Origin of the sequence: Streptomyces purpureus (genome assembly GCF_014648195.1) — a bacterium.
Taxonomy (GTDB): Bacteria; Actinomycetota; Actinomycetes; order Streptomycetales; family Streptomycetaceae; genus Streptomyces; species Streptomyces purpureus.
The window spans coordinates 142,540-160,380 of the sequence record NZ_BMQQ01000001.1; the positions used below are offsets into that span (position 1 = coordinate 142,540).

15 protein-coding genes are annotated in these 17,841 nt (G+C 72.9%); 7 read left to right on the top strand and 8 right to left on the bottom strand.

Annotated features, from left to right (window positions below):
- The 5 genes from IEZ01_RS00635 to IEZ01_RS00655 all read right to left on the bottom strand — a co-directional run.
- A partial coding sequence (locus tag IEZ01_RS00635; RefSeq protein WP_189199259.1) for a PAS domain-containing protein occupies nt 1-1,011 on the bottom strand: 1,011 nt, incomplete at its 3' end.
- Nucleotides 1,008-3,563: a SpoIIE family protein phosphatase gene (locus IEZ01_RS00640; protein WP_229832650.1), complete on the bottom strand. Its 2,556-nt coding sequence runs from the start codon at nt 3,561-3,563 to the stop codon at nt 1,008-1,010. The genes IEZ01_RS00635 and IEZ01_RS00640, both read right to left, overlap by 4 nt.
- Nucleotides 3,564-3,579: 16 nt before the next feature.
- A complete protein-coding gene (locus IEZ01_RS00645) occupies nt 3,580-4,620 on the bottom strand; it encodes a ComEC/Rec2 family competence protein (protein WP_189199263.1) in 1,041 nt (346 codons plus the stop codon).
- Nucleotides 4,620-5,912 (bottom strand): hypothetical protein, encoded by a 1,293-nt coding sequence (locus IEZ01_RS00650; RefSeq protein WP_019890748.1) that lies wholly within the window; start codon nt 5,910-5,912, stop codon nt 4,620-4,622. The genes IEZ01_RS00645 and IEZ01_RS00650 overlap by 1 nt, the downstream gene beginning before the upstream one ends.
- Nucleotides 5,909-7,081, bottom strand: coding sequence for a caspase family protein (locus IEZ01_RS00655; RefSeq protein WP_229832556.1), 1,173 nt, complete (start codon nt 7,079-7,081; stop codon nt 5,909-5,911). The genes IEZ01_RS00650 and IEZ01_RS00655 overlap by 4 nt, the downstream gene beginning before the upstream one ends.
- A 93-nt stretch (nt 7,082-7,174) precedes the next feature.
- Between IEZ01_RS00655 and IEZ01_RS00660 the strand changes: the two genes are divergently transcribed.
- Complete coding sequence (locus IEZ01_RS00660; protein ID WP_189199265.1) at nt 7,175-8,239, top strand: T6SS phospholipase effector Tle1-like catalytic domain-containing protein; 1,065 nt, start codon at nt 7,175-7,177, stop codon at nt 8,237-8,239.
- An 86-nt stretch (nt 8,240-8,325) separates the two neighbouring features.
- Nucleotides 8,326-9,048: a CDP-alcohol phosphatidyltransferase family protein gene (locus tag IEZ01_RS00665; protein ID WP_019890751.1), complete on the top strand. Its 723-nt coding sequence runs from the start codon at nt 8,326-8,328 to the stop codon at nt 9,046-9,048.
- Here the strand turns inward: IEZ01_RS00665 and IEZ01_RS00670 are convergent.
- Nucleotides 9,029-9,496 (bottom strand): FAD synthase family protein, encoded by a 468-nt coding sequence (locus tag IEZ01_RS00670; RefSeq protein ID WP_040875227.1) that lies wholly within the window; start codon nt 9,494-9,496, stop codon nt 9,029-9,031. The two genes, IEZ01_RS00665 and IEZ01_RS00670, sit on opposite strands and share 20 nt — an antisense overlap.
- Nucleotides 9,497-9,683: 187 nt before the next feature.
- On the opposite strand from IEZ01_RS00670, the gene IEZ01_RS00675 reads away from it, so the two are divergent.
- Genes IEZ01_RS00675 through IEZ01_RS00685 form a run of 3 tightly spaced genes read left to right on the top strand, consistent with a single transcriptional unit; the run spans nt 9,684 to nt 13,815 of the window.
- Nucleotides 9,684-10,889 carry a glycosyltransferase family 4 protein gene (locus IEZ01_RS00675; protein WP_019890753.1) on the top strand — a complete coding sequence of 402 codons (1,206 nt, stop codon included), beginning with the start codon at nt 9,684-9,686 and terminating at the stop codon, nt 10,887-10,889.
- Nucleotides 10,886-12,583: a polysaccharide biosynthesis tyrosine autokinase gene (locus tag IEZ01_RS00680; RefSeq protein WP_019890754.1), complete on the top strand. Its 1,698-nt coding sequence runs from the start codon at nt 10,886-10,888 to the stop codon at nt 12,581-12,583. The genes IEZ01_RS00675 and IEZ01_RS00680 overlap by 4 nt, the downstream gene beginning before the upstream one ends.
- Nucleotides 12,580-13,815 (top strand): MATE family efflux transporter, encoded by a 1,236-nt coding sequence (locus IEZ01_RS00685; protein WP_019890755.1) that lies wholly within the window; start codon nt 12,580-12,582, stop codon nt 13,813-13,815. Before IEZ01_RS00680 ends, IEZ01_RS00685 begins: the two co-directional genes overlap by 4 nt.
- On the opposite strand, the gene IEZ01_RS00690 is transcribed toward IEZ01_RS00685, so the two are convergent.
- Nucleotides 13,788-15,299 (bottom strand): hypothetical protein, encoded by a 1,512-nt coding sequence (locus IEZ01_RS00690; RefSeq protein ID WP_019890756.1) that lies wholly within the window; start codon nt 15,297-15,299, stop codon nt 13,788-13,790. The genes IEZ01_RS00685 and IEZ01_RS00690 overlap by 28 nt on opposite strands.
- A 114-nt stretch (nt 15,300-15,413) precedes the next feature.
- Between IEZ01_RS00690 and IEZ01_RS00695 the strand changes: the two genes are divergently transcribed.
- A complete protein-coding gene (locus IEZ01_RS00695) occupies nt 15,414-15,950 on the top strand; it encodes a WcaF family extracellular polysaccharide biosynthesis acetyltransferase (RefSeq protein ID WP_106960028.1) in 537 nt (178 codons plus the stop codon).
- Nucleotides 15,951-16,000: 50 nt separating this feature from the next.
- Nucleotides 16,001-17,116, top strand: coding sequence for a glycosyltransferase (locus IEZ01_RS00700; RefSeq protein ID WP_019890758.1), 1,116 nt, complete (start codon nt 16,001-16,003; stop codon nt 17,114-17,116).
- Nucleotides 17,117-17,127: 11 nt separating this feature from the next.
- Here the strand turns inward: IEZ01_RS00700 and IEZ01_RS00705 are convergent, their stop codons facing one another.
- Nucleotides 17,128-17,805, bottom strand: coding sequence for a hypothetical protein (locus IEZ01_RS00705; protein WP_019890759.1), 678 nt, complete (start codon nt 17,803-17,805; stop codon nt 17,128-17,130).
- Nucleotides 17,806-17,841: the final 36 nt, after the last annotated feature.

A 17,841-nucleotide genomic window follows, 5' to 3' on the forward strand; every position in this document is an offset into this window, starting at 1 on the left:
CTCGCCCGTGACCCCCGACACCGACACCTGCGCCCCCTCCGCCTCGGGCCGCTCACCCGCATCCCCCCACACCCTGGCCAGCGGCCCGTCCGGCTCCGTTCCCGGCTCGGGACGGTCGCCGTGCAGGACGGCCTCCATCAGGTCGACGGTGACCGAGTCGGCGAACTGCGGGACCGCGACGGCCGCCAGCTCCTCGGCCGTACGGGCGATGTCCAGCGTCGTCCCGACCCGGGCGCCCGCGCGGACCAGCAGGTCCAGGCGCTGCTGGGCGAGGTACCGCTCGGTGATGTCCACCGTCTCCTCGCACACCCCGAGCGTCACGCTGGAGGCGTCCCGCAGCCGGTAGTACGAGCAGGACCAGACGTGGTCGCGCTCCGGATCGCCCGGGGGCCGGCCGCGGTAGTGGAGCTCGATCACCGGCTCGCCCGTGTCGAGCACCTGACGCATCGTCTCCTCCAGCGTCGGCGGGTACGGCGCGGACAGCACCTCCCCGTCGGCCACCATCTCGTCCGGCCCCACCCCCAGATAGTCGGCGGTCCCCATCTCCTCGTAGAGGGCCGCGTTCGTCCACACGACCCGTAGCGCGGTGTTGTAGATGGCCAGCCCGATCGGCGACTGGGTGGCGAGCCCCCGGAGCATCGACCGCAGGGCCTCGGACTCCTCCGCCTCCTGCGCGTCGGCGAGCGCGAGGAGCCGGGCGGGCCGCTCGTCGGGGGTGGTGAGGGTGGTGGTGGCCGCCGCGACGCGGACCGTACGGCCGTCGCGGCGGCGGACGTTCAGCACCCGGCGGCCGGTGCGGGCGGCCTCCAGCAGGCTTCCGGGGCCGCCGTCGGCCAGCAGGGTGTCGGCCGGCCGTCCCAGGATCTCCTCGGGGGAGTAGCCGAGGAGTTCCTGCGCGGTCGGGCTCCAGCCCGTCACCGTTCCGTCGGCGTCCAGGACCGCCGTCGCCGCCCGGGAGACGTCGAGCGGGCCGGGCTGGTCGGCGTCCTTCGCCGGATGGAAGGCGTTCATGACCCCTCCGCCCGGCGGGCGGCGAGCAGCAGCGCGATGTCGTCCGGCCGGTCGGTGGTCCGCCGGGCGTCGCGGATCAGCCGGTCGGCGGTCTCGGCCAGGGATTCGGGGCCGATCGCGGACAGCGAGCGGGACAGCCGCTCCACGCCGCGGTCGATGTCGCTGCCCGGCCGCTCCACGAGACCGTCGGTGAACAGGGCGAGCACGGCGCCCGGTTCCAGGTCCATCTCCGTGACCGGGTACGACGCCTCGTCGTCGACGCCCAGGACGACCCCGCCGTCGAGTTCGAGGACCTCGGTCCGTCCGTCGGGGTGGCGCAGCAGCGGCTGCGGATGGCCCGCCCGGACGGCCTGGGTGTGGCCGGTGGCGGGGTCCATGACGATGTAGCAGCAGCTGGCGATCTGGCCGGGATCGAGGTCGATCAGCAGCCGGTTGGTGCCCTGGAGCACCTCCTGCGGATCGTGCCCGCTGAGCGCGAACGCCCTGACCGCGCTGCGCAGTTGCCCCATGGTGGCGGCGGCGGCCACACCATGGCCCTGGACGTCGCCGATGACCAGGGCGAGCAGTCCGCCGCCGGTGACGACGACGTCGTACCAGTCCCCGCCGACGTCCATGCCCTGGGTGCCGGGCAGATAGCGCCCGACGGTGTCGACGCCCTCGCGGACCGGCAGCCGGTGCGGCAGCAGCGCGTCCTGCAGGCCGCGGGCGAGGGCGACCTCGGTGTCGTAGCGGGTGGCCCGCTGGAGCGCCTGGGCGATGAGCCCGGCCAGCGCGGTGAGGACCGTACGCTCCTCGGGACTGAAGCCGCGCGGCCGGTCGAAGCCGAGGATGCAGGAGCCCACCGGGCGGCCCGAGGCGATCAGCGGCAGGAAGGCGCGGGCGCCGCTGTTGGCGTCCATCGGGATGCCGGGGTAGGCCGAGGCCAGGTGCTCCATCGATTCGAAGAAGATCGGGCGGCCCGCGGTGAGCGTCTCGACGCCCGGGAGGCGGGCGTCGAGGGAGACGCCCTCGAAGCGGTTGAGGAACCCCTGCGGGAAGCCGGTCTCCCAGGCCAGGTGGAGATGGCGCTCCTTGAGCAGGTAGATGGCGAGCTGCCGGCCGCCGAAGGCGGGCAGCAGCTCCTCGGTGACCACGGCGGACACCTGGCGGGCGGTGACCGCCTCGGTGAGCGCGATGGCCAGGGCCACCGGCCGGTAGAGCGCCGTGGCCCGGTCGGCGGGGGAGCCGAGCGAGGCCGACGGGTGGACGACCGAGCCGGGCGCGTACGTGGGGTTCTCGGTCTCGGCGAACAGCACCGTCAGGCCGTCGTGGCCGGGGTAGATCGAGACCGACAGCCATTTCTGCGGGGCGCGGCGGGCCATGAAGTGCACGGGCTTGTCGGTGAGGAGCGCCGCCCGCAGATGCTCCTCGTGGGCGGGGTGGCCGAACAGCGGCACCGCGTCCCACAGCAGCCGCCCCATCAGGTCGGCCGAGGGCTGTTCGAGCAGCTGCTCCGTGGTGCGGTTCAGGTAGGTGATCCGCCCCAGCCGGTCCAGGGCGAGGATGGCCCTGGGCACCCGGTCGCCGGCCTCGGCGACCGGGCCGGTGCCCAGGTCGACCAGGAAGCCGGTCAGCCGGCGGCCCGGCCCGGCGCCCGGCGGATCGGCGCGGGCGGAGATCTCCAGCAGGTGGGGCCGCCCGTCCGGGCCGCGCAGCCGCATCCGGCGGGTCGCCGGACGCCCCGACTCGGCGGACTGGCGGGCCACCGCCCACAGCCCGTACGCGTCCTCCGGGGCCATCCGGGAGGCCAGCGCCTCGATGGTGCCGTCGAAGTGGTCCGGGTCGGTGCCGAGGATGGCGCAGAGCCCGTCGTCGGGGGTGACGGCCCCGGTGCTCAGGTCCCAGTCGAAGTAGCCGATCCGCACCGGCGGGGTGCTGATCGAGGGCAGCTGGATCGAGACGGGCTCGTCGTCCCAGACGACCGGCTCGGTGGCCCGGACCTCGGCGAGGGCCGTGCCGAGCCGGGCGCCCGCCTCGGTCATCCGCCGCCGGTCGGCCGCGGTGACGGGTGTGCCGGGCGTGGCGGGGCGCAGCACCACGAGAACGCCGAACTTGTCGTCGCCGGCCGCGACCGGTGCGTACAGGGACGAGAAGGGGAACGGCAGGCTGGCCATGAGCTGCGGAAATCGCCGCATCGCCTCTTCGGCGTCGGCGAGGAGGACCGGCAGGCCCGAGCGGTGGGCCTCGGCCACCGGCAGGGGCCGGTTCACATGCATGCGCCACCAGGGCCGGAAGATCGAGGCGGGCAGCCCGGCCATGAGCGCGAGCCGCAGCAGATGCGGGGTGCCCGAGCGCATGTAGACGCCGCCGGCGTATCCGCCGACGGACTCGATGGCGTTCACCGTGGCCTCGGCGAGCGCCAGGGTCAGTCGGCCCGGATCGCGGCCGTCGCTGTGCGGTCTCCCGGGCACAGCCCCGCCTTCGGCCGGCGGGGCCTGCCCGGCCGCGCCGTGCCAGGTCACACTGCCAGGATGCGCCCCTGCCGTGGTGCCACGCATCTCGGCGCGGTCCATGAGCGGGGGCACCGGCTCAGAACTCCACGGTGACGAAGCCGTCGAGCCCGCCCTCGGCCGGCGCGGCCACCCGGTAGCCGAACCGCTCCTTGAGGGCGTCGATGTCCCACAGCTCGGCGCGGTCGCGATAGTTGAAGAAGATCTCCTTGTCGGGGCCGCCGTGCTTGACGATCCGGGCCATGGCGACGTCGTCGGGGTGTCCGTGGACGGTGCCGTCGGTGGAGATCAGATAGCGGCCGCAGTCCAGCAGGCCCAGGAGGTCGTTGGAGATGTTGGCGGCGCTGCCGTGATGGGCGACCTTCAGCGCGTCCAGGCGCATCCTGCCGCCCTCCTCCTCGGCGCGCGGCCGGATCGAGGCGACCAGCCGGGGGTCGTCGGCGTCGCCGGTGAGGACGATCCTCCTGCCCTCGAACTCGAAGAGAAGCGCGATGCTGGTGCGGTTGGAGGGGGAGCCGTCCCGCTTGAAGGGGCGGGCGGCCAGGGCGTCGACATCGGCGTCGGCGCCGCCGAAGCTCTCGAACCCCGGGACCTGCCGCGCCGGCTCCACGCCCGGTATCAGACCGGCGTCGAGGCACTCCCGCTCCCAGCGCGGTATGAGCTTGGCCAGCAGGGTCCGATCCGGTGCGAGCACCTCCATGGTGGAGCCGTCGTCGAACCAGCTCGGCTGGTGGTCCACCTCGACGCTGCGCCCGTCGAAGGCCTCGTTCCAGGGCAGGTCCTGCTCGGTCAGGGCGGCGGTCAGCCGCTCCCCGTCCGGCGCGCCGAACACCTCGCCGTCGTGGAGGTGGTCGAAGCCGTTGAACCACACGTCACCGAAGTCCACCGGCCGGTCGGGATCCTCCATCATGGCCAGCACGCCGAGGATGTGGTCCTGGTCGACATGGGTGACGACCAGCAGGTCGATGAAGCCGCCTAGCTCCGCCAGTACGGGCTTGACCAGCGGGTACGTGCCGGAGCGGCCGCCGTCGACCAGGATGCGCCGGACGAAGTCGTCGTTGCCGTACTCCAGGAGCAGGCAGTCGCCGTCCCGGCCGGGCAGCATCGTGAGCCGGATCATCACGCCCTCCCTTCGCCGAGGTCGAGGATCAGGAACGGCTCACGCGTGTCGGCCAGCCACGACAGCCGCCGCGCCCGGTCGAGGCGGCTCACGCACTCCTCGTCGTCGGGGAACGCCGCGAGCGCGTCGATGAGCCAGGTCAGTCCGAGGGTGTAGAACGGCACGCCCCGGTCGAAGGCGGCGACCAGTGCCTCACGGGCTCCCGCCCGGTCGTCGGCGGACCGGGAAAGCCGCAGCAGCCGTACCGCGCGCAGCACCGCCGCGTCGCTCAACCAGGCCGGCGCCTGCACGGCCAGCCGCTCCAGCCAGGGGTCCCAGTCCCGCTCGCCGTCGCGGTGGTCGGTGCCGAGCAGGACGTACGCCCCGGCCACCGCGGCGAGCGGGTGGGACCGATCATGGAACAGGGGCTCCATGTCGTCGAAGAGGGCGGCGGCCGTCGTCAGCGCGCCTTGCGCCATGTAGGCGAGGGCCGCGCCGTGCAGCGGGTCGCGGACGGTCACGGCGACGGCGCTGCCGGTCGGGCTCTGGCGCGCGTTCACCAGGACCTCGGCCTGGGCGTCGCCCCACGGCAGCGGGAGGGTGACCAGGCGCAGCGAGCCGGCCACCTCGACGGCCAGGAACTGGCGGCCCCTGGGGCCGCTGTCGGGTGCGCCGACCGGGCCTTTGTGGTCGATGCGGTACAGCGGCGAGAGCGGGTCGTTGAGGACGTCGGGGGTGAGCACGACGGGCGGGGTGCGCGCCATCAGCTCGGCGAGCGGGAAGTCCGACTCGTCCTCGGCGGCGGCCAGCAGGGCCGGGAAGGTCCAGCTGCTGAGAGGGGCGTCGATCCAGGTCGCGGTGACCGTGCGGTCGGCGGTGGATTCGGGGATCACCCCGTCCGGGCCGGGTGGCGGCGCGGCCATGGACCGCGAGCCGGGGGAGATCGCGGGCGCCATCTCCGCGGTGTCGTGGTAGACGCGGCCCAGCTCGATGTTGCCCATGAGGTACTGCCAGGAGTGCGACTCGTAGGGCGAGTCGGTCAGGTCGAGGATCACCGGCGTGGTCTCGTCCGCGACCGCTTCCACTTCCTCGGTGAGCACCAGACCGGAGGGCAGGGTGGCCGAGACGACGTACCGGCCCGGCGGCACCTTGTACATCTTCGGTTCGGGCCGGCTTCCGCACGGGATCACGATGCCCCGCCGCGACTGGCCGCTCGGGTCGGTCGCGTGGATGTCTCCGACGATCATCGCGCCCTCCGCGACGTCGTCTTCGTATGCGGAGAGGAACAGCCTGACGGCGAGCTCCGTGCTCATGGTTTCAGTCCGATCCGGCGCAGCGGCGGGCGGACGCCCAGGCGGCTGCCGCGCGGCGGCCGGCCGTCGAAGCGCGCCTCGACGGCGTACTCGCCCAGGGGCAGGTCCAGGGGCCATTCGGCAGTGGGGTCGCTCGCGTCGATATCGGCGAGAGCGCGGCGCAGCTCCGGCATGCGCTCGCCCCGGCAGACGAATTCGGCGAACTCGTTGTCCTCGCGCGGGGAACAGCCGATGTAGACGGGGACGACCGGGTCGCCCGTCAGCTCGTGCAGGCCGAAGTCGAAGGATTCCGGGCTGACCGGGACCTGCACGCCCGCGAACTCCCCTGCGAACTGCGGCTCCTTCATGAAACGGCCGATCGCCAGCTGAAGGGCCGGGGTGCTGACCCGCCAGACGTCGTCGTCGGTGTTCTCGCTGCCGGAGCCGGCGAGGCTGCGCAGCAGCGCGTCGGTGAAGAGGCTGACCTGACCGGTCCGGGCGTGGGACCCCTCGCCGTCCAGGGTGGCGTAGTAGACGGCGTACTCACGGGGGGCGAATCCGGCGGGGCGCTCCTGCCCGGCTATGGGTACGCGACCGGCGAAGCCGCCGCCGGCCTGCCGGATCAGCCGGTCCGGTCCGGCCCGGCAGGCGTCGACGAAGAACACCTGCTCCGCGGCCCGGCAGCGGATGAGTCCGCGCCACAGCTCGGTGAAGTTCAGCGCGCCGTTGAGCGGGCTTTCCTGGTCGGCGAAGACGTCGGAGGCGAGGAGGGACATGTCGTTGCCGAGCGAGACGCCGTGGCCGCAGAAATAGAAGACGATCCGGTCGTCGTCGCGCAGGTCGGCCCGGGCTTTCCACTCCCGGACAGCGGCGTCGACGTTGTCGATCGTCGCCTCTTCAACCGAGTGCTCCCGCCCGGTCCGCGGATCGCGGAACGGGCCGGGGACCGCTTCGCTGAGCAGCAGCGCGAGACTCCCCAGGGGCTTGTTCGGCTCGTTGTACTCCGTCAGCAGCCAGGTCGCGAATTCCCGGGCCGAGACCGGCGGCGAGGAGAGCTGCCGCAGTCCGTGCGGATTGGCCACCTCCTGTGGCCCGCCGATCAGATGGCGGTACGCGCCGACTCCGATGACGAGCGCGTGCGTACGCGCCTCCTCGGCGTTCTCGTCCAGTTGAACCGTGAAGCGGGCCATGGATCCTCCCCACGGCCAGGAGCAGTCAACGCCACTATTATATGTGGAGATATACCTTATGCCCCTTGGAGGCCATGCCGCTCGGAGGCCGGGATGTCCAAGAACATCGTCGTCTGCCTGGACGGAACGGGCAATCAACTGAAAGCCACCGGGAACACCAACGTCGTACGCCTCTACGAGATGCTCGACCTCGGCGACCCCACCCGGCAGATCGCCTACTACGACCCCGGCGTCGGCACCTTCTCCGCCGCGGGCGCCTGGACCGCGCCGGGCCGCAAAGTCTCCCGCCTCTCCGGACTCGCCTTCGGCTCCGGCCTCAAGACCAATCTGGCCGAGGCGTACACGTATCTGATGCGGCACTACGAGCCCGGCGACCGGCTCTACCTCTTCGGCTTCAGCCGCGGTGCGTACACCGCACGCGCGCTCGCCGGCCTGATCCAGGCGGTGGGCCTGCTGCGGCCCGGCTCGGAGAACCTCGTCCCGTACGCCATCGGCATCTACGCCAAGAACCGCGACTTCACCAAGGACGACTGGGACCAACTGCACCGCTTCGCGGGCACGTTCAGCGTGCCCGTCGGCGGACGCTTCGGCGTCCCCGTCGAGTACCTGGGACTGTGGGACTCGGTGAAGGCGGCCGGTCTGCTGCGCTGGAACCTGCGCTGGCTGCACACCCGCCAGCTCCCCAACGCGCGCCGGGCCCGCCACGCCGTCTCCCTCGACGAGCGGCGCAGACCGTACGAGGAGTATCTGATCGAGCGGCCCAGGACCCCGCGCCCGCCGCCCGCGCTGGTCGAGCAGGTGTGGTTCGCCGGCGTCCACTCCGATGTCGGCGGCACCTTCGACGACGACCCCCAACTCCCCACGATCGCCCTCAAATGGGTCGTCGACGGCGCCCTCGACGCCGGACTGCTCCTGAAGGACGCGGCCTACGAGACCGCTCTGGCCGTCGACGCCGGACACGCGCTCGGCACCGTCCACCGCATGGGCCACGTCTGGGCCCTGCTCACCTACCGCAGCCGCATCGCCCCGCCCGGGGCCTCGGTCCACGACAGCGTCCGCCACCGCGTCGCCCACGACCCGCGCTACGGCCGGCGGCTCCCCAAGGACGTCGTCTGGGCCGACACGGACTGGCTCGACCCGCATCCCGGTGTCCGCTGAGCGGAGCGACCCCTTCCGTACCTCCGCCCGAACCCCTCCTGCGATGATGGGCCGACACGTCGTACATATGTTGAACCGGGGGGAACATGGGAACTGTCGCCACCGCTCTGTCCGAGCTGAGATCCGCCCAGAAGTCGGCGAAAGGTGTCTCGCTCTACTCACGCTTCGTGAACCGCCCGGTCGGCCGGTACCTCGCGGCCGGGGCGTACGCCGCCGGACTCACCCCCAATCAGGTCACCCTGATCAGCGCCGCCTTCAGCTTCGCCGCCGTCGCCGCCGTGGCGCTCGGCGAGCCGGGCTGGAGCCTCGGACTGCTCGTCTGGCTGGGCCTCGCGGTCGGCTTCGCCTTCGACTCCGCGGACGGCCAGCTCGCCCGGCTGCGCGGCGGCGGCAGCCCCGCCGGCGAATGGCTCGACCATGTCGTCGACTGCGCCAAGATCACGGCACTGCACACCGCCGTCCTGATCGCCTTCTACCGCCACCCCGACCACTTCGGGCTCGGCGGGGACGCCTGGCTGCTGGTCCCGCTCGGCTTCCAGCTCGCCGCCGTGGTCACCTTCTTCGGCGGACTGCTCACCGAGAAGCTCAAGCCCCGACCCGCCCCCGGCACCCCCGCCGCCGCGCCCTCCACCCTGCGGGCGGTCGCCCTGCTCCCCGTCGACCACGGCATCTTCTGCCTGGTCTTCCTGCTGCTCGGCGGCGGGAGCCTGTTCCGCTGGGGCTACAGCGCGCTCGGCATCGCCGCGGCCCTGTTCCTGGTGGCGTTCCTCACCAAGTGGTTCCGGGAGCTCAACGCCGTTCCCCGCTGACCGACGGCTCGGCCTCCTGCGTCAGGAGGTCGAGCGCACGCCGCAGCTGGGTGCTGGAGGTGTGGACCGTGTACGGGAAGTAGACGATCTCCACACCCACCGAGGCGAAATCGCGCTCCAGCTTGTCGCCCTTGGGCGTGCCGCGCCAGTCGTCGCCCTTGAACAGGACGTCGAACCGCACCTGCTTCCAGGTCTCCAGCTTGTCGGGCACGGTCTCCACGAAGGCCGCGTCGACGTACTTCACGCTGCGCACGATCTCCAGCCGCTCCACGAGCGGGATCATCGGCCGCCGGCCCTTCGCCAGCTCCGCCATCTCGTCGGACACGACTCCGGCGACGAGGTAGTCGCACTGACTCCGCGCGTGCCGAAGGATATTGAGATGTCCTATATGAAACAGATCGTAGGCTCCAGGTGCGTATCCCACGCGATAGGGCCTGCTTGTGCTCATCTGTACCCCCCTGTGCGTCCGCGCTCCCCAGCGCGAAGGAGGTACCGACCATAGCGTGCACGTTCCGTGTACACCGACGGAACGTTTAGGGTGAGGGCCGGTTCACGTAGGGGGAGAGGGATCAGAACGGGTGACGGAATCCACTGGCACCGGAGAGACGGCGGCCACAACACGCCGGCGGCTCCTGATGGTGTCCACCAACTACGCGCCCGAGCACGCCGGGATCGGTCCGTACGCGACCCAGATCGCCGAACACTGGGCGAGCCTCGGCCATGAGACGCACGTCCTGGCCGGAATGCCGCACTACCCGTCCTGGTCGCTCGACCCCGCGTACGCCGGAGCCTGGCGGCGGACCGAGGAGCGGGCCGGGGTCGTCCTGCACCGGCGCCGCCACACCGTCCCGCCCCGCCAGACCGCCCTCAAGCGGGCCACGTTCGAGGCCTCCGTCCTGCTGCACGGCCTGCTCGCGCCGCCCTCCATGGCCCGGCCGCACGCCGTCCTCGCCCAGATGCCCAGCCTCGCCGGCGGCGTCATAGGCGCCCGGCTCGCCTCCCGCTGGCGCGTTCCATACGTGCCCGTCGTCCAGGACCTGATGGGCGCCGCGGCCGCCCAGAGCGGCATACGCGGCGGCGACCGCGCCGCCGCCCTCGCCTCCCGCGCCGAGGCCTACGCCCTGCGCTCCGCCACCCTCGTCGGCGTCATCCACGAGACGTTCGTCGACAAGGTCAGGGGTTTCGGCGTCGACCCCGGCCGTATCCGCCTCGTCCCCAACTGGTCGCACGTCAGCGGCCCGAGCGAACCCCGCGAGAAGACCCGCGCCCGGCTCGGCTGGGCCGACGGCGAGACCGTCGTCCTGCACTCCGGCAACATGGGCCTCAAGCAGGGCCTGGAAGTCCTCGTCGAGACCGCCCGCCGCGACCCCGCCGTCCGCGTGGTCCTCCTCGGCGACGGCAACCAGCGCGCCCACCTCGCACAACTCGCCGCCGGCATACCCAACCTCCACTTCATGGAGCCCGTCGGCGACGACGAGTTCCCCGACGTCCTCGCCGCCGCCGACGTCCTCGCCGTCACCCAGCGGGCCTCCGTCCTCGACATGAGCGTCCCCTCCAAGCTGACCTCCTACTTCGCCGCCGGCCGGCCCGTCGTCGCCTCCGTCGCCGCCGAGGGCGGCACCGCCCAGGAGGTACTCCGCTCCGGAGCCGGCGTCCTCGTCGCACCGGAGGACCCCGACGCGCTGCTCGCCGCGGTCCGTAAACTCGCTGACGATCCGGCCGCCGCCGAGGAACTCGGCGCCCAGGGACCCCGCCATGTCGAGGCCCATCTGACCAAGCGCGCGGGGCTCGCCCGGATCGACGCACTGATCGAGGAAGCCATGGGGGTGCCGGCCACGTGACCACCACATATGTCGCAGCGGTCGAGAACGACGAGCCGGAGATGCTGCGGGACCAGTTCCGCCAGCTGCTGCGCTACCGCCGGATCATCGGCGCCGGGATCGGCATCGGCCTGCTCGGCGGCGCCTGGCTCGGCATAGCCAGCGCCGACACCTACGTCGCCACCAGCCAGGTCAAGCTCCGGGCCCCCACCAGCGACCCGTTCAACCCCAGCATCTCCCAGGACAAGACCGTCAACATGGGGTCCGAACGGCAGACCGCGCTCTCCAGCAGCGTCGCCGAGGGCGCCGCCAAGCGGCTCGGCTGGACCGGAACGCTCGGCAAGCTCCAGAAGGACCTCCAGGTCACCAACCCGCCGCAGTCGATGGTGCTCCAGTTCTCCTACACCGCCGACGAGCCGAAGACCGCCGCCGACCGCGCCAACGCCCTCACCCAGGCCTATCTCGACCTGCGCAAGAAGGAATGGTCCGACCAGCGCGACAGCATGCTCGCCGGCCTGGTCAAGCAGCGTGACGAGGTCGCCGCCAAGCACGACGCGCAGGAGAAGAAGGTCGACCGGATGAAGGAGGGCGCGGCCCGCGACGCCGAACTGGGCGTCAAGGCCAACCTCGCCAACCGGCTGATCGAGCTCGAAGGCCGGGTCAGCAACTACCGGGCGCTCGACATGACCCCCGGCACGATCATCCGTACGGCTGTCCCGCCCGGCTACAGCGACGGCCCCAGCCTCTTCATGAGCCTCAGCCTCGGCGGACTCGTCGGCATCGCCCTCGGACTGCTCGCCGCCTGGGTCCGGCTCGTCTTCGACCCCGCCCCGCGCTCCGCCGGCGACGTCGCGCGCGCCGTGCGCGCCCCCGTCCTCGGCACCCTGCCGCGCGGCGCCACCGACGCCCTGCTGCCCGCCGAACACGCCGACGCCCGGGTCAGCGAGGAGTATCGTTCCGTCGCCTTCCGGCTCGCCTACGACCAGCGCTTCGGCGACCGCCGCCGGCTCCTGGTCGTCGCCCCGCGCGGCAACAACGAAGGCGCCGTCGCCGTCGCCTCCAACCTCGCCGCCGCCTTCGCCGAGACCGGCAAGGACGTGCTGCTGATCGAGGCCGACCTGCGCACCCCGACCCTCGCCGGCCGGCTGCGGGCCAACTCCACCGGCGCGCCCCGCTGGAGCCAGCCCATCGACATGTCCGGCATGGACGACCACGGCTGGCCCGGCCAGCGCCAGCTCTCCGTGGACGCCGGCGAGTCCGGGGCATTCGGACTCGTACCGGGCGAGAAGGTACGCAACGTGGCCGGCGCGCTGACCTCCCCGAGGGCGAGCCGCCTCATCGCCGAGGCCGACTCGTCCAACGCGACCGTCATCGTCCTCGCCCCGCCCGTCCTCGCCTACGCCGACGCGCTCGCCCTCGTCGACCGCGTCGACGGCGCGCTGATCGTCTGCGACCTGCGCAGCGCCCACCGCACCGACCTCCAGCGCGTCCGCGAACTGATCACGGGCGCCGGCGGAACGGTCCTCGGCGCCGTCACCCACCCCCCGTCGGGCCGCGGCGGCAAGGGCGCCAAGCAGGGCAACCGGCGCGGCGGCACCCGGGGCCGCTCCGAGCGGCCCGGGCCGCCCGACCAGGACCCCGAACCCGCACAGGTCATCCGTGGCGACGGCTCCGACACCGTCACCCTGCGCTCGGTGCGCCTGGGCGATCGGTGAGACGTGCGGTCACCGTCGCCGCCTCGGTTCTCGACCAGGCGGCGGCCAGCCTGACCAACATCGCGGTCCTGGTGATCGCGGCACGGACCTCCACCGCGAGCGGATTCGCCGCGTTCTCCCTGGTGTACGTCACCTTCACGGTGCTCCTCGGACTCAACACCGCCTACGTCGGCCAGAGCCTGGTCCTCGTGCGCGGCGAGGACCGGCAGGTCGGCGCCGCCGCCCGCGCCTCGGCCGTCTTCACGGCCGGGGCCGCCGCCCTCGCCGCACTGCCGCTCGCGGCGGCCGGCGCGCTCGCCGGCGGCCCCACGGGCCACGCCTTCCTCGCGCTCGGCGCCGTGCTGCCGCTGGTCCTCCTCCAGGACTCCCTGCGCTACTGCTTCTCGGCGCTGCGCCGCCCCCAGCTCGCCCTCGCCGCCGACACGCTCCGCCTCGCCTGTGTCGTGCCCGCGCTGCTGACGCAGCCCCACCACGCCTCTCCGGGGCGGCTGGTGGCCGTCTGGGGGCTCTCCGCGCTGCCCGCGGTCCTCCTGGCGCTGGCCCTGCTGCGGCCGTACACCGCGGGCCGCCCCGGCGACGTACGGAGCTATCTGCGCCGCGGCCATCTCGGGCGGCGTTTCGTCGTCGAGTTCGCCGTGGGCAACGCCTCCAGCCAGCTCGCCGTCCTCGGTCTCGGCCTCTTCGCCAGCCCGCTCGCGGTCGGCGCCCTGCGCGGCGCGAGCACCCTCTTCGGACCCCTCAACACCCTGTTCAACTCGGTCAACGCCTTCGGCCCGCCCCTCCTCGGCCGGCTCGGCGGCAAGCGGGCCACCGGCCGCGCCGCGGCCGCCCTCGGCGCGGCCCTCGCCACCGTCGCCCTCGGCTGGGCCGCCGTCCTGTACGTCCTGCCGGACCACCTCGGCCGGCAACTCCTCGGCGCGACCTGGCAGTCGGCGTCCGCGCTGCTGCCCGCCACCGGCAGCCAGTACGCGGTGATGGCGCTCGGCACCTGCGCCCTGGTCACGCTGCGGGTGCTCAGCCCCCGCGCCACGCTCTCCCTGCAGGTCGTCTTCTCGCTGCTGTCCGTCGCCCTGATGCTCGGCGGATACCTCCTCGCCGGCGCGCCCGGAGCCGCCTGGGGCCTCGCCGCCGGCTCAGCGCTCAAGGCCGCCGCCGCCTGGACCAAGGTCGCGAGAACCGCCCCCGAGCGCGCACCGGCCCCGGATCAGCGCAGTACGGAACCCTTGTCCTGACGCCAGGTGGTGATCAGCGCGATGCAGATCAGCGCGATCGCCACCCGGCCCGAGGCCTGCAGCAGCGGCCCGCGCAGCAGGATGAACGAGTAGCCCGCCACCAGCGGCACCACCAGCGAGATCAGACTGCCCGGCGGCGCCCTGCGGGTGCCGCGCGCGGCGAAGCGGCGGTCCACACGCGCCGCGGCGTACCCCATCGCCGCCATCCCGCCGGCCATCCCCAGCGGGCCGAAGTCGATCCACAGCTCGGCCCAGATCGGCGACGACAGATTGGTGTTGACCGCCCCCATCCACTGGCCCACCATCACGCCCGTGTCGCGCGGCTTGCCCGGCCACACCGACCGGGGCACCGCGAACAGCACCGACCCGGCCAGCTGCCGCCCGAAGCGGTGCCGGGCGCCGGAGTCGACGAAGGTGATGGTGTTGGCGAACATGCCGACCTGGTCGTAGTCCTTCATCGCCAGCGGTTCCAGCATCGACGTCGACTCGACGGGCTTGTAGTTCTTCTCGTCGTAGCGGAACCGGTCCGAGATCGGAAAGATCACCAGCGCCATGATGACGCCGAGGCTCAGCGCCGAGCGGTACATCGCCGCGCTCACCGGGAAGACCGTGAACAGCAGCGCGAACATCACCGTCAGGAACCAGTACCGCGGGTTCGAGATCGGGTTGTTGACCACCAGATTGAGCCCGACCAGGGCGAGGAACACCCCGATGACCGCGGGGGAGCGGCGGGCCCGCCAGGAGGTCACCAGCCAGCGGGCGTACGCCAGCAGCGCGATGAGCGCGGGCACGGTCCCGAAGCCGCGCAGGAAGGCCTGGCCCGCCTGCGAGTCGGCCTGGGAGACGCCGGCCTCCTCGATCCCCGCGATGATCTCCTGACGGCTGCTGAAGAACACCGCCGGGCCGCCCAGTTTGACCACGAACAGGCCGCTGCACGCGAAGGCGAGCAGCACCAGCAGGTGCAGCCTGCGCCGGTGCACCAGCGCCGGGCGCTTCTCCCCGCGTCCCGCGCCGCCCGGCCGCCCGCGCGCGAGCAGCGAGCCCACGTCGAAGGCGGCGCAGCCGACCAGTACCAGCGCCACGGCCAGGGTCAGGTCCGAGCGTGGCCCGACCACCGGTGTCGGCACCCGGCCGAGGACGGCCTGCGCGAGCGGCGCGACCCCCATCGCCATGTAGACGAAGAGCCAGAAGGAGCCCTGGAGCAGCTTGCGCCGGCTGGTGAGGATCATCGCCGAGAGCCGGGCGCCCGCGTACATGGTCAGCGCGATCTGGAGGTAGTACGCGGCGTCATGGACGCCCGTGCCCGTCTGGACCGCGACCAGCAGCGGCATGAAGACGGTCAGACCGAGCGCCAGCGGCACGGACGCCGCCCGGGACAGCAGCGTCCGGGGCGCGACCGGGGGTGGCAGCAGCACCGGCGGAGGGGCGGGCGTGGCCGCGTCCGGTATCTTCCCGGCCGTACCGCGCTCGTCGGTTGTTGTCATCCCCGCCCCCAGAATTGCACCTCGCGGCAGTGTACCGACGGCCACGACGTCACCTTGCGTCAACCGTTAGGCTGAGCGTCCGGGCGCCAGGGGAGGCGCCGGTGGGGGTGGATGATGCGTAATCTCCCGGCCTTTACGCTGGCCGGATACGACAAGGGCCGCGGGAAGCTGACCCAGGCTCTGTGGTTCGCGGTGATGAACACCGTCTTCATGGCCTGGTTCTGCCCGGCCAGGCTGCGGGTCGCGCTGCTGCGCGCCTTCGGGGCGCGGATCGGCGAAGGCGTACTCATACGCCACCGGGTGCGGGTCCTGTGGCCGTGGAAGCTCACCGTCGGCGACCACACCTGGATCGGCGAGGGCGCCTGGCTGCTCAACCTCGAGCCCATCACCCTCGGCGCGAACGTCTGCGTCTCCCAGGAGGCGCTGCTGTGCACCGGCAGCCACGACCACCGGGCCGCCGACTTCCGTTACCGCAACGCCCCCATCACCGTCGAGGACGGCGCCTGGGTCGCTGCCCGCGCCACCGTGCTCGCCGGCGTCACCGTCGGCCGCCACGCGGTCGTCGCGGCGGGCACCACGCTCCACCGCGACCTGCCCGAACTGACCCTGCACACCGCGGACGGCCGCCGGCCGATCCCGGTCCCCGCATGACCCCCGGAGCGGACATGAGTGCCGGGAGAGCCACGAGCGCCGAGAGAGCCATGAGAGTCCTGCACGCCGTCACCCTGCACAGCCCCACCCACGCCTTCGGCGGCCCCGTCAGGGTCGCCCTCAACCTCTCCAAGGGGCTGGCCGCCCGCGGCCACCAGGTCCGGCTCACCGCCCTCGGCGGCGGCTTCGACGGCCCGCTGCCCACCGACGTGGAGGGCGTGCCCGCCCGGCTCTTCCAGGCCCGCTCGATCCTCCCGCTCGGCTTCAGCGGCATCACCTCCCCGCAACTGCTCGCGGGCGCGCACCGGCTCGTACGGGACGCGGACGTCGTCCACGTCCATCTCGCCCGCGACCTGGTGACCCTGCCGGTCGCGCTGGCCGCGCTGCGCGCCGGACGACCGCTGGTCCTGCAGACGCACGGCATGGTCGACCCGAGCGACAAGCTGCTCGCCAAGGTCCTGGACGCCCTCGCCGTACGCCGGGTCCTTCACCGGGCCTCGGCGGTGCTGTATCTGACCGGCCATGAGCGCACCGGCCTCGACGCCGTCCTCGGACGGCCCCTGGAGCACGCGGTACGGCTGGTGAACGGCGTACCGGCGCAGCCGGCGCGCCCCGCGCCCGCAGGCCCGCCGCGGATCCTGTACGCGGCCCGGCTCCAGGCCCGTAAGCGGCCGACCGACTTCGTGGCGGCGGTGCCCGAGATCCTCAAGGCCCATCCGGACGCCCGGTTCGTGGTGGCCGGGCCCGACGAGGGCGAGCGGGCCGCCGTGGAGGCGCTGATCGCGCGCCTGGGCGTCGGCGACCGGGTGACCGTCCCCGGCGCGCTGTCGGCGGAGCGGATGCGCGAGGAGCTCGGCCTGGCGCACGTCTACGTCCTGCCGTCGGTCGACGAGCCGTTCCCGATGTCGGTGCTCGAATCGCTCTCGGTCGGCACCCCGGCGGTCGTCACCACCTCCAACGGGCTCGCCCGCGACATCGAGGAGGCGGGCGCCGGACGGGTGGTGACCGACGCGGCCGGGCTCGCCCCTGCCGTCCTCGGCCTGCTCGACCCGGCGGCGAACGACAACGCCTCCGTGGCGGCCCGGAAGCTGGCCACGGAGGCGTTCTCGATGGACGCGGTCCTCGACACCCTGCTGGGGGTGTACGAGCGCGCCACGCGCGCGTGAAGCGGTGAGGGTCAGGCGGGCAGCCAGGCGTAGCAGCCGGTGGAGGTGAACTCCTTCGTGCCCGCCGGGACCTTCGCCTTCACCGTCCCGTCGGCGCCGGCAGCAGGTCCTGAGGCGAGCACCTTCCCGCCGCTGCCCACGGCCCGCCAGCTGCACGCCGGGTCGGTGGTCAGCGCCCGGTAGGTCCCGGCGGCCGGCCTGTTCTTCGTGCCGTCGGGGAAGCCCTTGGAGGCAGCCGTCACCAGCGGCTTCTGCTCGGGGCAGAGGTGCTCGACGACATCGGCCGCGTCCGGGATGTCGCCCGCGATGATGGCGCCGACGGCGGCGTCCTTGTCCCGCTTCGCGGTGCGCGCCAGGCGCTGGCAGGACTCGTCGCCGGTCTGCAGGACGGCGGCGGGGTCCATGCTGGCGGGCACGCGGCCCTCGAGGAACTTCTTCTGGGCCTTGGTGAACGACCCGGTGGCCGGGGTGATCTTCGCGTCGGGGAGCACGGGCCCCTTGGACGCGCTGGGGGAGGGGGCGGCCTCCGGGCTGCTCTGCGGGTCGGGGGCGTCGACCGAGGCGGCCGGGGACGGCGGCGGGTCCGCCTTGGCCTTGTCGTCGCTCCCGGACGAGCAGGCGGACAGCGCCAGCAGGGCGGCGGTCACGACGGCCGCGACCCGCGCCGGGCGCCGGTGGAATCCACGCATGAAAGGGCTCCTGTGGTACGGGAGATGCGGGGCCCG

Bases quoted from the DNA above. Each gene is read 5' to 3' on its own strand.
- IEZ01_RS00640 (WP_229832650.1), bottom strand. From the start codon at position 3,563: ATGGACCGCGCCGAGATGCGTGGCACCACGGCAGGGGCGCATCCTGGC.
- IEZ01_RS00645 (WP_189199263.1), bottom strand. From the start codon at position 4,620: ATGATCCGGCTCACGATGCTGCCCGGCCGGGACGGCGACTGCCTGCTC.
- IEZ01_RS00650 (WP_019890748.1), bottom strand. From the start codon at position 5,912: ATGAGCACGGAGCTCGCCGTCAGGCTGTTCCTCTCCGCATACGAAGAC.
- IEZ01_RS00655 (WP_229832556.1), bottom strand. From the start codon at position 7,081: ATGGCCCGCTTCACGGTTCAACTGGACGAGAACGCCGAGGAGGCGCGT.
- IEZ01_RS00660 (WP_189199265.1), top strand. From the start codon at position 7,175: ATGTCCAAGAACATCGTCGTCTGCCTGGACGGAACGGGCAATCAACTG.
- IEZ01_RS00665 (WP_019890751.1), top strand. From the start codon at position 8,326: ATGGGAACTGTCGCCACCGCTCTGTCCGAGCTGAGATCCGCCCAGAAG.
- IEZ01_RS00670 (WP_040875227.1), bottom strand. From the start codon at position 9,496: ATGAGCACAAGCAGGCCCTATCGCGTGGGATACGCACCTGGAGCCTAC.
- IEZ01_RS00675 (WP_019890753.1), top strand. From the start codon at position 9,684: ATGGTGTCCACCAACTACGCGCCCGAGCACGCCGGGATCGGTCCGTAC.
- IEZ01_RS00690 (WP_019890756.1), bottom strand. From the start codon at position 15,299: ATGACAACAACCGACGAGCGCGGTACGGCCGGGAAGATACCGGACGCG.
- IEZ01_RS00695 (WP_106960028.1), top strand. From the start codon at position 15,414: ATGCGTAATCTCCCGGCCTTTACGCTGGCCGGATACGACAAGGGCCGC.
- IEZ01_RS00700 (WP_019890758.1), top strand. From the start codon at position 16,001: ATGAGAGTCCTGCACGCCGTCACCCTGCACAGCCCCACCCACGCCTTC.
- IEZ01_RS00705 (WP_019890759.1), bottom strand. From the start codon at position 17,805: ATGCGTGGATTCCACCGGCGCCCGGCGCGGGTCGCGGCCGTCGTGACC.